We start from the raw sequence: 14,322 nt of genomic DNA on the forward strand, positions 1-14,322 counted from the left end.
ACAAAAATTTAACAGTTTAAAGTAGAATGCTCAAATATAAACAAAAAAGATAAAAAAATAAGGCAAAACATAAAAATAATCAACTTTAATACGGTTGAAGATGACAAAAGGTGGTATAATATGAAAATAGCAATAACTGGTAAAGGCGGAGTAGGTAAAACGACTTTTTCTTCAATGTTATCTAGAATGTTTGCTGAAGACGGGTATAGAGTTGTTGCTGTAGACGCCGATCCTGATGCAAATTTAGCTTTAGCACTAGGTTTCCCTAGAGAGGTATATGATTCAATAGTTCCCATATCAGAAATGAAAAAATTAGTATCTGATAGAACTGCTGCATCAGTAGGATCATTTGGAAAAATGTTCAAAATGAATCCAAAAGTAGATGATATTCCAGAAAATTATTGTAAAGAATATAATGGTGTCAGATTACTAACTTTAGGAACAGTAGATTCAGGTGGATCTGGATGTGTTTGTCCAGAACACGTATTATTAAAAAGATTATGCTCTCATCTAATACTACAAAATAAAGATGTAGTTGTTATGGATATGGAAGCAGGAATTGAACACTTAGGTAGAGGAACTGCTTCAGGTGTAGATGCATTTATAGTAGTTGTTGAACCAGGTGAAAGAAGTCTACAAACTTATAGAAAAGTTAAAAAGCTAGGGAATGATATAGGTGTCAAAAAAGTATTTGTTGTAGGTAATAAAATTAGAAATAAAGAGGATGAAGAATTTATAATCTCTAATCTAGAAGATGGAGAAGCATTAGGTTTTATTTATTATAACCATGATGTTATAAATTCAGACAGAGCGAACCAATCTCCATATGACACAAGTGAAGAAACAAGAGGTCAAGTTAAAGCAATTCAGCAAAAATTAATGCAGTTGCAAAACTTGTAATTAAAAGTTAATAAGCTGGCCATCAACTAACCTTGATGGTTGGCTTAATAAACACTATTACATATCAAGTATTTCCAAAAATATAATAGATATACGTAGTGTCATATAAATTTATTTAAATATTTAATTTTTAGGAGGAGATTCAAGTATGGGATTCAAATCTGATATAGAAATAGCACAAGAGGCTCAACCTCAAGATATAAGAGAGATAGCTAAAAAGCTAGGTTTAGGGGAAGATGACATAGAATTATATGGAAAATATAAAGCTAAAGTTGATTATAACCTATTAAAAAGAAATAATGGTGGTAAAAAAGCTAAGTTAATATTAACTACAGCAATAAACCCAACTCCAGCAGGAGAAGGAAAAACTACTACTACTATAGGTGTAGCTGATGGATTATCTAAATTAGGAGAAAATGTATTAGTTGCACTAAGAGAGCCTTCTTTAGGACCTGTATTTGGTGTTAAAGGTGGAGCAGCTGGTGGAGGATATGCACAAGTTGTTCCTATGGAAGATATAAACTTACACTTTACAGGAGATTTCCATGCTATAGGAGCTGCTAATAACTTATTAGCTGCTATGCTTGATAACCATATACACCAAGGAAATACATTAGGAATAGATTCTAGAACTATAACTTGGAGAAGATGCGTTGATATGAACGATAGACAACTAAGAAATGTTGTGGATGGTTTAGGCGCAAGAGCAGATGGTGTAGTTAGAGAAGATGGATTTGATATAACAGTTGCATCAGAAGTAATGGCTGCTTTCTGTTTAGCAAGTGATATAACTGATTTAAAAGCTAGATTAGGAAGAATAATAGTTGGATACAACTTCCAAGGAGAACCTGTAACTGCAGAACAATTAAAGGCTAATGGAGCTATGGCAGCATTATTAAAAGATGCTTTAAAACCAAACTTAGTTCAAACATTAGAAGGAACACCAGCATTTGTTCATGGTGGACCATTTGCAAATATAGCTCATGGTTGTAACTCAGTTATAGCTACAAGAATGGCAATGCATTTTGCTGACTATGTAGTAACAGAAGGTGGATTTGGTGCAGACCTTGGTGCTGAAAAATTCCTAGATATAAAATGTAGAATGGCAGACTTAAAGCCAGATGCTGTTATAATAGTTGCTACTGTAAGAGCATTAAAATACAATGGTGGAGTACCAAAAGATCAATTAAACAATGAAAACTTAGAAGCTTTAGAAGCTGGACTTCCAAACTTATTAAAGCATGTTGAAAATATAACTCAAGTATATAAATTACCAGCAGTAGTTGCTATAAATGAATTCCCAACTGATACTGAAGCAGAAGTTAACTTAGTAAGACAAAAATGTCAAGAACTAGGTGTTAATGTTGCATTATCTCAAGTTTGGGCAAAAGGTGGAGAAGGTGGAATTGAAGTAGCTAAAGAAATCGTAAGATTAACTAGCCAACCAAATGAATTCCAATTCTGTTACGAAGATGATTTAACTATAGCAGAAAAAATAAATGCTATAGCTACTAAGATATACGGAGCTGATGGCGTAGACTTTACTCCACAAGCTAAAAAAGAATTAGATAGATTAGAAGGTTTAGGATTTGGAAATATGCCAATATGTATGGCTAAAACTCAATATTCTTTAACTGATGATCAAACTAAATTAGGAAGACCAACAGGATTTAGAATAACAGTAAGACAATTAACTGTTTCAGCTGGTGCTGGATTTATAGTTGCTCTTACTGGAGAAATAATGAAGATGCCAGGACTTCCAAAAGTTCCAGCAGCTGAAAAAATAGATGTAGATGAAAATGGAGTAATTTCAGGATTATTCTAATAAATAAATTAAAAAATAGTAGAGTGTAGATATTTCTACACCCTACTGTATACATAATATAATACCTTCAGATTATCCAAGGGGGAAAAATAATGAAGATATCTCAAAAAACTTGTGTTGAGTTTGTAGAAGTATTAGCTTCAAAAGCAGCAGTGCCTGGTGGCGGTGGAGCAGCAGCTCTAGTTGGATCTATAGGTATGGCTTTAGGCAGTATGGTATGCAACTTAACTATAGGAAAGAAAAAATACGCTGAATATGAAGAAAGCGTAAAAGAAATACTTGCTAAGGCAGGAAAAATAGAAGAAAAACTATTAAATATGATAGATGAAGATGCAGAAAATTTCCTACCTCTTTCAAAAGCTTATGGTCTTCCAACATCAACAGAGGAAGAAAAGAAGATAAAAGAAGAAACTATGGAAAGTGCATTAAAGGTAGCTTGTGAAGTACCTATAAACATAGTAAGAGTTTGCTATGATGCAATAAAGCTACATGAGGACTTAGTAGATAAAGGTTCGAAATTAGCTATAAGTGATGTAGGTGTTGGAGTTCAATGTTTAAGAGCTGCTATACTTAGCGGACAATTAAATGTTGTTATCAATATAAATTCTATAAAAGATCAAGAATATGTTAATAAAGTAAAAACAGAGGTAGACAGTCTAGTAGAAGAAGGCGTTAAAATCTGTGATGAAGTTTATGCTAAAGTTGAAAAAGCTTTAGGTAAGTAATATTTTATTAAATTATATTAACGAAGAAAACAAATACCTTTTAGGTATATATTATATAAATTTTTATAAATAATTTTTAGGGGGCGTTGAAACAATGGAAATAACTGCAACTAAAGGACAAATAATAAAAGGAAAACCAGTAGCAGATCAAATAAGCGAAACTTTAATAAAAGAAGTTAATGAATTAGTTAAAGAGGGTATAAATCCTAAGTTAGCTATATTAAGAGTTGGAGCAAATGGAAGCGACTTAGCTTATGAAAGAGGAGCATTAAAGAGATGCGAAAGTACAGGAATACAAACACAAGTTGTAGAATTACCAGAAGATGTAACTCAAGAAGAGTATGTTAAAACATTAAAAGGATTAAACGAAGATACTAATATTAATGGTATATTATGCTTTAGACCTCTTCCAAAGCAATTAGACGAAGAAGCTATAAAATATATAATAGCACCAGAAAAAGACGTAGATAGTTTCAGCCCAATAAACTCTGCTAAGGTTATGGAAGGTGATAAAACAGGATTCCCTCCATGCACACCAACTGCAGTAGTTGAAATATTAAAACACTATAATGTAGCATTAAGTGGATCTAAAGTAGCTGTACTTGGAAGAAGTATGGTAGTTGGAAAACCAGCAGCTATGCTTTTATTAAATGAAAATGCTACAGTAACTATATGTCACTCTAGAACTAAAGATTTAGCTAAGGTAACATCTGAAGCTGATGTTTTAGTAGCGGCAGTAGGTAGAGCTAAAATGGTTAAAGAAGACTTCGTAAAAGAAGGAGCAGTTGTTATAGATGTTGGTATAAATGTAGATGAAGAAGGTAAATTATGCGGAGACGTTGATACTGATGCAGTACTTGATAAAGTATCTATGATAACTCCAGTTCCTGCAGGAGTAGGTTCTGTAACTACATCTATACTTGCTAAACATGTAGTTAAAGCTTGTAAGTTACAAAACAACAAATAAGAGATAAAGTTTTAGGGGGGAATAGGGATGATAATTTCTGAAAATAAACCAATGCAAGAAATCTTAGGATTTTTAAAAGATGCTGAGAAAGTTGTTTTAGTTGGTTGTAATCAATGTGCTGCTACTTGTAAGAGTGGTGGAGAAGAAGAAGTTCTTAAAATGAAAGAAGCTTTAGAAGCAGAAGGCAAAACTGTTTTAGGATATACATTATTAGATCCAGCCTGTAATCTTTTAAAATCTAAAAAAGACTTAAAAGTTTTAAAAGAAGAATTAAAAGAAGCAGATGCTCTTTTATCTTTAGCTTGTGGAGATGGAACACAAACAATAGTTAAAAATGTAAAAAAATTACCAGTTTATCCAGCTAACAACACTATGTTTATCGGGGAAACAAAGAGAGTTGGAGAATTTGAAGAGTCTTGTAAGGCTTGTGGAGAATGTGAGCTTGGATGGACAGGAGGAATATGTCCAGTAACTATGTGTGCTAAAGGATTAATAAATGGTGCATGTGGTGGAGCTAAAAATGGTAAGTGTGAAATAAGCCCAGAAAATGACTGTGCATGGATAATGATATATGAAAGATTAAAAGACATAGATCAATTAGAAAACATGATAGAAATAAGACCTATGAAGGATTATTCTAAACAAAATAATCCAAGACATTTAAATACAAAGAAAAAAGAAGAAGAAGCTACAGCACAAGCTTAAGCTTATAAAAGGTTAAAAGGGGGATTTTTTAATGAGCTTATTAAGAGAAACACTAGAAAGCGGAAAATTTGCAGTAACTACTGAAATGGCACCTCCAAAGGGAACTGACTTATCTCACTTAATAGAGTGTGCAAAACCATTAGTAGGGAGAGTTCATGCAGCAAACGTAACAGACTTCCAATCTGCAGTAATGAGAACAACTTCACTTGCTACTTGCAAGTTATTAAAAGATGTAGGATTAGAACCAGTTATACAAATGACTGGAAGAGATAGAAATAGAATAGCAATACAAGGTGAAATGTTATCTGCTGGTGTATTTGGAATAAATAATATGCTAGCTTTAACAGGAGACCATACAGTAGTTGGTGACCATCCACAAGCTAAAGGAGTATTTGACTTAGATGTTGTTGGTATACTTCAAACTGCTGAAACATTAATGAAAGGGACTGACTTAGTTGGAAATCAATTAAAAGGTTCTCCAGAGTTTTACTTAGGAGCATCAGTAACTCCAGAGTATGCTCCAATAGAAGTACAATTATTAAAAATGAGAAAAAAAATAGCGGCTGGTGCTAAATTCTTCCAAACTCAAGCTGTTTATGATATAGAACACATGAGAGAATTTAGAAAATTAACTAAAGATATGGACTGTAAGATACTAGCTGGTATAGTACCTTTAAAATCTCCAGGAATGGCTAAATTCATGACTGCAAATGTTCCAGGAATATTTGTTCCAGATGATCAAATAGAAAGACTTAGAGCTGCAGGAAAAGAAAATTGGGTATCAGAAGGTATAAAAATGGCTGGAGAATTTATCAGACAATTAATAGATGAAGACTTATGTGATGGAGTTCACATAATGGCAATAGGGGCTGAAGAAAATGTTCCTGCTATATTAGATGCAGCAGGGTTATAAAATATAAATTAAAATACAATTTAGACTTTAATATCCTATTACTTAGATTAAGAAATCTAAGTAATAGGATAGATATAGATTTTATTACATACAAATGGGGGAAAAACATATGAAAATAGCAGTTATCGGGGGCGGACCAGGTGGATACGTTGCAGCAATAAAAGCTGCCATGCTTGGTGCAGAAGTGACAGTTGTAGAAAAAAGAAGAGTAGGAGGAACTTGCTTAAATGTAGGTTGTATACCAACTAAAGCATTATTAGCATCTTCTTCAATGTTAATGAATATAAACGAAGCTAAAGACTTTGGAATAGATATAGAAGGCGAAGTTAAACCTAATTTTAAAGCTATAATGAATAGAAAAGATAAGATAGTTAGTCAGTTAATAGGTGGAATAGAATTTTTATTTGAAAAAAGAGGCGTAAAATTAGTTAATGGATTCGGAAAATTAGTAGATAAAAATACTATAGAAGTAACTAAAGAAGATGGGACAAAAGAAATCATAAATGCTGATAAAATAATATTAGCTAATGGATCTGTTCCTGTAGTGCTTCCTATGTTCCCATATGATAAAAAAAGAATAATAACTAGTGATGAAGTACTAGGATTAGAAGAATTACCTAAGTCTATGCTTATAATTGGTGGCGGAGTTATAGGGTGTGAAATTGGTCAATTTTTAAGAACTGTAGGAACTGAAGTGACTATAGTTAATAGAGGAGATCAAATATTAGCTTTTGAAGACAAAGATGTTGCAAAACAGTTGCATAGACAGTTCAAAAAGGATAAAATTAAAGTGTTAACAGATAGTGGAATAGAGAAATGTGAAGTAGTAGGAGACGAAGTAGTAACTACACTTTCAAATGGAAAAGAGATAAAAACACAGTATGTATTACTGGCAATAGGTAGAAAGCCAAATCTTGAAGGTTCTGGGGTAGAAGAAATAGGTATAGAACTTAATAGAGGTAAAATTGTAGTAGATAAAAACTTACAAACTAATGTAGAAGGTATATATGCAATAGGAGATTTAATAGATACTCCATTCTTAGCACATGTTGCTTCTAAAGAAGGTATAGTAGCTGTAGAAAACGCTTTTGGTAAAAATAAAGTTGTTGATTACACTGCAGTACCAAGATGTGTATATACAGAACCAGAAGTAGCAGCAGTTGGAAAAACTGAAAAGCAATTAGAAGCTGAAGGTTTAGAATACAACGTAGGTAAGTTTGAATTTAGAGGATTAGGTAAAGCTCAAGCTATAGGTCACTTCCAAGGATTTATAAAAGTGCTTGCTGATAGTGAAGATAAGATAGTTGGAGCATCTATTGTAGGCCCTCATGCTACAGACCTATTAACAGAATTATCCCTTGCAATACATTTAGGATTAACAGTAGAGCAAGTAGGAGACGTAATACATGCTCATCCAACATTATCTGAAGGTTTAATGGAAGCTCTACATGATGTACATGGGGAATGTATACATGCCGCTCCAAAAGTAGCAAAGGCTAAAGCATAAGAAAAAAGATCAGAGTAAGTTTAAAAGCTCTGTCTTGACAAACAAAGGGGGAAATCTTAGATATGGGATATAATATAGCAGTAGCAGGAAAAGGTGGAACTGGTAAGACTAGTCTTACAGGGCTTTTAATTAATTATTTAGCAGTAAATAAAAAAGGACCAGTATTAGTTGTAGATGCAGATGCTAATGCAAACATAAATGAGGTATTAGGCATTGAGGTTGAAACAACTATAGGTGCAATTAGAGAAGAAGTTAACCAAAGGGAAAAACAAGGGAATGCTTTTCCAGGAGGTATGACGAAAGCTCAATATTTACAATACAGATTAAACACTTGTTTAGCTGAAGGTGATGGATACGACTTAATGGTAATGGGTAGATCTGAAGGGGAAGGATGTTACTGTTATGTAAATGGAATATTAAGAGAACAAACTGATAAACTTTCAGATGCTTATGAATATTTAGTTATAGATAATGAAGCTGGAATGGAACATTTAAGCAGAAAAACTACTAAGCATATAGATAAATTACTATTAGTTAGTGACTGTGCAAGACGTAGTGTTCAAGCTGTTGCAAGAATAAGAGACTTAGCAAGAGAACTTAAGTTAAGTGTAGGAGATATATACTTAATAATAAATAAAGTACCTAATGGTGTTTTAAATGAAGGTATAAAAGAAGAAATAGAAAAGCATAATCTAAATCTTATAGGAGTAGTTCCTATGGATGAGATGATATATGAGTATGACTCTTCGGGAATACCACTGGTGAAATTACCTGAAGATTCACACGCTAAAATGGCTATAAATGATATAATGGCCAAATTAGAATTAAAATAGGCTTAAGGGGGAAAAAACTATGGCATTTAAGATGTCTGTTCAAAAGTATTCTGGTAAAGTATCAGAAGTGGAAATAGGGACAGGAGAAAAAGCAATAAAAATAGGTGGAGAAAATATATTACCGTTTTATAACTTTGATGGAGAAGCAGGAAACACTCAAAAAGTAGGAATAGAAATAACTGACGTTTATCCAGAAGGATGGACTGATTCATTTAAAGAAATGTATAAAGAAGTTTGTGACTGTCCAGTTAAATGGGCTAAGCATGTAGAAGAAAATACAGAAGCAGATTTTATATGCTTAAAGCTTGAAAGTGCTGATCCAAATGGATTAGATAAAACTCCAGAAGAATGTGCTGAAATAGTTAAGCAAGTTGTAGATGCAATAAGTTTACCTTTAGTTATATCTGGATGTGGAAACCATGAAAAAGATGGAAAAGTATTTGAAAAGGTTGCTCAAGCAGTAGATGGAAACAATTGCTTATTCTTATCTGCTACAGAAGATAATTATAAAGCTGTAGGAGCAGCAACTACTATGGCTTACAATCATAAAGTATCAGCTGAATCATCAGTTGATATAAACCTAGCTAAGCAATTAAACGTTTTATTAACTCAATTAGGAGTAAAATCTGAAAATATAGTTATGAACGTAGGCGCTTCAGCTGTTGGTTATGGATACGAGTATGTTGCATCAACTATGGATAGAATTAGACTTGCTGCATTTGGTCAAAATGATAAATCATTACAAATGCCTATAATAACTCCAGTTTCTTTCGAAACATGGCATGTTAAAGAATCTATAGCAAGTGAAGAAGATGAACCAGCTTGGGGATGTGTAGAAAAAAGAGGAATAGCTATGGAAATATCAACAGCTGTAAGTTCATTAGTTGGTGGTTCGAACGCAGTTATACTTCGTCATCCAGAATCAATAGAAACTGTAAAAGAATTAGTTAGCGCATTAGCTTAATTAAATTGTAAGGTTAGGGGGAAAAAAATCATGGCACTAAAAGCTTTAGATATATTTAAATTAACACCAAAGAAAAACTGTAAGGATTGTGGATTTCCAACTTGTATGGCTTTCTGTATGAAAGTTGCATCAGGAGCTGTAGAAATAGGTAAATGTCCACATATGTCAGATGAATCATTAGCAAAATTATCAGAGGCAACTGCACCATTAATGAGAACTGTAAAGGTTGGATCAGGAAAATCTGAATATGAATTAGGTGGAGAAACTGTATTATTCAGACATGAAAAAACATTAGTTAATAGAAATAGATATGCAGTAGCATTTTGTGAGTGCATGACTGACGAAGAAGTTGATGCAAAACTTGCAAATATGAAAGCTGTTAACTATATAAGAATAGGTGAAGAAATGAGAGCGGAAATGGCTCTTATAGAATACTTTGAAAATAAAGATGGCTTCTTAAGAGTAGTAAATAAAGTTAAAGATAGCGGATTAGATTTATCTTACATATTAGTTTGTGAAGATCCAGCTATAGCTAAAGAAGCAGTTGAAATATTAAAAGATAAAAAACCAGTAGTTTATGGAGCTACTAAAGACAACTATCAAGCTATGATAGATGTAGTAAAAGAAGATAAATTAGCTCTAGGAGTTAAAGCATCTAGTTTAGAAGAATTATATACTACAGTTGAGGCAATACAAGCTGCAGGATATAGAGAATTAATATTAGATGTGACTGGAGAAAATATAAAAGATACATTTACAAATGCAGTTCAAGTTAGAAGAATAGCTTTAAAAGAACAAGATAGAACATTTGGATACCCATCAATAGTATTTGCAAATAAATTATCAGAAGATAAACCAATGATGGAAGTTGCATTATCTTCAATGTTTACAGTTAAATATGGATCTATAATAGTTATAGATGACATAGATTACGCAAAAGCATTATCATTATTTGCATTAAGACAAAATATATACACTGACCCACAAAAACCAATGAGAGTTGAGCCAAAAGTTTACCCAATAAATAACCCAGATGAAAATTCACCAGTAATAGTTACTGTTGACTTTGCATTAACTTACTTCATAGTATCAGGAGACGTAGAAAGATCTAAAGTTCCTGTATGGTTAGCAATACCAGATGCTGGAGGATACTCAGTATTAACAGCTTGGTCTGCAGGTAAGTTTAGCGGAAGTTCAATAGCTAACTTCATAAAAGAATCTAAAGTAGAAGAAATGACTAAGAATAGAGATTTAATAATACCAGGTAAAGTTGCAGTACTTAAAGGTGATATAGAAGATAGTTTACCAGGATGGAACGTAATAATAGGTACAGAAGAATCTATGGAAATACCTAAATTCTTAAAAGATTATAAAGCTAAAAAAGATGAAGCTTTAGCAAACGCTTAGGAATAATGAACTTATAGACTATTAAAAATCCATAAAGGGGGATAATAATAATGGAAAAATTTATGATTATAGGTGAAAGAATACACTGCATATCGCCAGTAATAAGAAAGGCATTAGCTGAAAGAAATCCTGAAGCAATATTAAAAAGAGCAAAAGAGCAATTAGAAGCTGGAGCTCATTATATAGATTTTAATATAGGTCCTGCAGAAAAAGATGGAGAAGAGTTAATGACTTGGGGAGTTCAATTACTTCAAAATGAATTTAACAATGTACCATTAGCATTAGATACAGCAAATAGAAAAGCTATAGAAGCTGGACTTAAGGTATATAATCCTATAAATGGAAAAGCAATAATAAATTCTGCAGATGCAGGCGGAAGAATAGATTTAATAGATTTAGCAGGGGAATATCAAGCTAGAGTTATAGCTTTATGTGCTAAAGAAGGTATACCTAAAGATAATGATGAACGTATGGCTTATTGTCAAGAAATGTTAGAAAGAGGATTAATGGCAGGATTAGAAGCTGAAGATATGTTATTTGACCCATTATGCTTAGTTATAAAAGGAATGCAAGACCAACAAATGGATGTTTTAGAGTCTATAAGAATGATGTCTGAAATGGGATTATTAACAACTGGAGGATTATCAAATGTATCTAACGGTTGTCCTAAACATGTAAGACCAATACTTGATAGTGCTTGGTTAGCAATGGCTATGGCAAATGGATTTAGTTCAGCTATAGTAAATCCTTGTGATGAAGAATTAATGAGAACAGTTAAGTCTTGTGACATAATAAGAAATGCTTCTTTATACGCAGATTCTTACTTAGAATTAAATGAAGGTGGATTTGCATTTAACGCATAATTCATAGAGTCTTTGACAACACATAGGAAATTATGCATGAAGTATAATTTCTTATGTGTTATAAAAATATATAAGAAGCTTAAAAGGGGGAAGTAGAGTGAATTTATATAATACAATATTTAATGGTTCAGAACAAGCTTTAGCAGCGGCTAAAGGATTATTAAATGAATCAATAGAAAAACACGGAAGAGATCATAAGGTTGCATTCCCTGACACTGCATATTCATTACCTTGTATATATGCAGCAACAGGACAAAAAATGGGATCTTTAGCTGACTTAGAAGGGGCTTTAGGAGTAGTTGAAAGTTTAATAAATAGAACTCATTTATTAGAGCATGCTTTAAATTCAGGTTTAGCTACAGCTCTTGCAGCTGAAGTAATAGAAGCTATAAAATATTCAACTATGGATGCTCCATATAGTGAGCCTTGTGCAGGTCATATAACTGACCCTATAATAAGATCACTAGGTGTACCTCTAGTTACTGGGGATATACCAGGGGTTGCAGTTGTACTTGGAGAGTGTCCAGATGCTCAAACTGCTGCTAATATAATAAAAGACTACCAATCTAAAGGTTTATTAACATTCTTAGTTGGAAAAGTAATAGATCAAGCTATAGAAGCTGAAGTTAAGATGGGTCTTGAACTAAGAGTTATACCATTAGGATATGACGTAACTGCTGTTATACACGTAGTATCAGTTGCTATAAGAGCAGCTTTAATATTCGGAGGTTTAACTCCTGGAGATTTACCTGGATTATTAGAATATACTGCGAAGAGAGTTCCTGCATTTGTTAATGCATTTGGACCATTGAGTGAATTAGTTGTATCTTGTGGAGCTGGAGCAATAGCTTTAGGATTCCCAGTTATAACTGATCAAACTGTGTTAGAAGTTCCAATGAACTTATTAACTCAAAAAGACTATGATAAGTTCGTAGCTACTTCATTAGAAGCTAGAGGAATAAAAATAAAAATAACAGAAATTCCAATACCAGTATCATTTGCAGCAGCATTTGAAGGTGAAAGAATAAGAAAGAACGATATGTTTGCTGAGTTCGGTGGAAATAAAACTGAAGCTTGGGAATTAGTTGTTAATAAAGAATTAAGTGATGTTGAAGATCATAAGATAGAAGTTGTAGGTCCTAATATAGATGAAATAGAAGCGGATGGGGTTGTAAGATTACCTCTTGCTATAATGGTTAAAATAGCTGGTAAAGCTATGCAAGATGACTTTGAACCAGTTCTAGAAAGACGTTTACACTACTTCTTAAACTATATAGAAGGTGTAATGCACGTTGGTCAAAGAGATATGTCTTGGGTAAGAATATCTAAAGATGCATATGATAAAGGATTCAGATTAGAGCATATAGGAGAAGTTTTATATGCTAAGATGAGAGATGAATTTGAATCAGTTGTTGATAAGTGTGAAGTTACTATAATAACAGATGCTGAGAAAGTATCACAATTAAAAGAAGAAGCTATAATAAGATATGCTGCTAGAGATGAAAGATCAGCTTCATTAGTTGATGAAAGTGTTGAAGAATTCTATTCTTGTAACCTTTGTCAATCATTCGCACCTGCACATGTTTGTGTTGTTACTCCTGAAAGACTTGGACTTTGTGGAGCAGTTAGCTGGTTAGATGCTAAGGCAACTAAAGAATTAGATCCAACAGGACCATGTCAACCAATAGTTAAAGGTGAATGTTTAGATGAAAGAACAGGGGTATGGGAATCTGTAAATAATACAGTAAGTGAAATATCTCAAGGTGCTGTCGAAAGTGTTACATTATACTCTATACTTGAAGATCCAATGACTTCTTGTGGATGCTTCGAATGTATATGTGGTATAATGCCAGAAGCTAACGGATTTGTTATAGTAAACAGAGAGTTCCCAGGAATAACTCCAGTTGGTATGACATTTGGTGAACTTGCTTCTATGACAGGTGGAGGAGTTCAAACTCCTGGATTCATGGGACACGGAAGATTCTTCATATCTTCTAAAAAGTTCGCTTATGCAGAAGGTGGACCAGAAAGAATAGTTTGGATGCCAAAAGAATTAAAAGAATATGTATCTGAAAAATTAAATGCTACTGTTAAAGAAATGACTGGTATAGAAAACTTTACAGACATGATATGTGATGAAACTATAGCTACTGAGTCTGAAGGAGTATTAGCATTCTTAGAAGAAAAAGGTCATCCAGCATTAGGAATGGAATGTGTAATGTAATTTAATTTAGCATATTAGGGGGATAAATTAATGAAAGTTATACCAAGCTTAAAATATACAGATAAACACACTTGGGTAAAAGTTGAAGGTGAATTTGCTTATATAGGAATAACTGATTTTGCTCAAGATCAATTAGGGGAAGTTTTATTTGTTGAAATGCCAGAAGTTGAAGATGAATTAACTGTAGGAGACGAATTTGGTGTAGTTGAATCTTCAAAAGTTGCATCTGATTTAATAGCTCCAATATCTGGAGAAGTAGTTGAAATAAACGAAAAATTAGATGATGAGCCAGAATATATAAATGAAGATGCATATGATGCATGGATAGTAAAAGTTAAGTTATCTGATACAGATGAGTTAGAAAACTTATTAAACTCAGATGCTTATGAAGCTGGGTTAGAGTAAGATCATTAAAAGGTATAGTAGATAAACAATATAAATCTGCTATACCTTTTTTATGTTGTTTAAATCGAATATCATCTTAAATTT

The 14,322-nt window shown here is 32.9% G+C and carries 13 protein-coding genes; all 13 read left to right on the forward strand.

Annotation, left to right across the window (positions count from 1 at the left end; genetic code table 11):
• The first annotated feature begins 120 nt into the window (after window positions 1-120).
• The 13 genes from BLP75_RS12635 to gcvH all read left to right on the forward strand — a co-directional run bounded on the left by BLP75_RS12635 (window position 121) and on the right by gcvH (window position 14,238).
• A complete protein-coding gene (locus BLP75_RS12635; RefSeq protein ID WP_092726596.1) occupies window positions 121-900 on the forward strand; it encodes an ATP-binding protein in 780 nt (259 codons plus the stop codon).
• Window positions 901-1,048: 148 nt separating this feature from the next.
• Window positions 1,049-2,725 carry a formate--tetrahydrofolate ligase gene (locus BLP75_RS12640; RefSeq protein WP_092726598.1) on the forward strand — a complete coding sequence of 559 codons (1,677 nt, stop codon included), beginning with the start codon at window positions 1,049-1,051 and terminating at the stop codon, window positions 2,723-2,725.
• 92 nt (window positions 2,726-2,817) lie between these two features.
• On the forward strand, window positions 2,818-3,450 hold the full coding sequence (locus BLP75_RS12645; protein ID WP_092726599.1) for a cyclodeaminase/cyclohydrolase family protein: 633 nt from the start codon (window positions 2,818-2,820) through the stop codon (window positions 3,448-3,450).
• Window positions 3,451-3,544: 94 nt separating this feature from the next.
• Window positions 3,545-4,417 carry a bifunctional 5,10-methylenetetrahydrofolate dehydrogenase/5,10-methenyltetrahydrofolate cyclohydrolase gene (locus BLP75_RS12650; RefSeq protein WP_092726600.1) on the forward strand — a complete coding sequence of 291 codons (873 nt, stop codon included), beginning with the start codon at window positions 3,545-3,547 and terminating at the stop codon, window positions 4,415-4,417.
• Window positions 4,418-4,444: 27 nt separating this feature from the next.
• Window positions 4,445-5,122 (forward strand): methylenetetrahydrofolate reductase C-terminal domain-containing protein, encoded by a 678-nt coding sequence (locus BLP75_RS12655; RefSeq protein ID WP_092726602.1) that lies wholly within the window; start codon window positions 4,445-4,447, stop codon window positions 5,120-5,122.
• A gap of 31 nt (window positions 5,123-5,153) precedes the next feature.
• A complete protein-coding gene (locus tag BLP75_RS12660) occupies window positions 5,154-6,035 on the forward strand; it encodes a methylenetetrahydrofolate reductase (protein WP_092726604.1) in 882 nt (293 codons plus the stop codon).
• Between the two features lie 109 nt (window positions 6,036-6,144).
• The gene (gene lpdA / locus BLP75_RS12665; RefSeq protein ID WP_092726605.1) at window positions 6,145-7,542 is read left to right on the forward strand and encodes a dihydrolipoyl dehydrogenase; all 1,398 of its coding nucleotides are present in this window, start codon (window positions 6,145-6,147) and stop codon (window positions 7,540-7,542) included.
• Window positions 7,543-7,604: 62 nt separating this feature from the next.
• Window positions 7,605-8,375 carry an ATP-binding protein gene (locus BLP75_RS12670; protein WP_092726607.1) on the forward strand — a complete coding sequence of 257 codons (771 nt, stop codon included), beginning with the start codon at window positions 7,605-7,607 and terminating at the stop codon, window positions 8,373-8,375.
• Between the two features lie 19 nt (window positions 8,376-8,394).
• Window positions 8,395-9,339: an acetyl-CoA decarbonylase/synthase complex subunit delta gene (gene acsD / locus BLP75_RS12675; RefSeq protein WP_092726609.1), complete on the forward strand. Its 945-nt coding sequence runs from the start codon at window positions 8,395-8,397 to the stop codon at window positions 9,337-9,339.
• 30 nt (window positions 9,340-9,369) lie between these two features.
• Complete coding sequence (gene acsC, locus BLP75_RS12680; protein ID WP_092726611.1) at window positions 9,370-10,746, forward strand: acetyl-CoA decarbonylase/synthase complex subunit gamma; 1,377 nt, start codon at window positions 9,370-9,372, stop codon at window positions 10,744-10,746.
• Window positions 10,747-10,796: 50 nt separating this feature from the next.
• The gene (acsE, locus tag BLP75_RS12685; RefSeq protein ID WP_092726614.1) at window positions 10,797-11,609 is read left to right on the forward strand and encodes a carbon monoxide dehydrogenase/acetyl-CoA synthase methytransferase subunit; all 813 of its coding nucleotides are present in this window, start codon (window positions 10,797-10,799) and stop codon (window positions 11,607-11,609) included.
• A 97-nt stretch (window positions 11,610-11,706) separates the two neighbouring features.
• Window positions 11,707-13,833 (forward strand): acetyl-CoA decarbonylase/synthase complex subunit alpha/beta, encoded by a 2,127-nt coding sequence (acsB, locus tag BLP75_RS12690; RefSeq protein WP_092726615.1) that lies wholly within the window; start codon window positions 11,707-11,709, stop codon window positions 13,831-13,833.
• Between the two features lie 30 nt (window positions 13,834-13,863).
• Entirely contained in the window at window positions 13,864-14,238 is a 375-nt protein-coding gene (gene gcvH, locus BLP75_RS12695) for a glycine cleavage system protein GcvH (protein WP_092726617.1), read from the forward strand.
• Window positions 14,239-14,322 lie beyond the last annotated feature (84 nt).

Source organism: Romboutsia lituseburensis DSM 797, from assembly GCF_900103615.1.
GTDB classification, from domain to species: Bacteria; Bacillota; Clostridia; order Peptostreptococcales; family Peptostreptococcaceae; genus Romboutsia_F; species Romboutsia_F lituseburensis.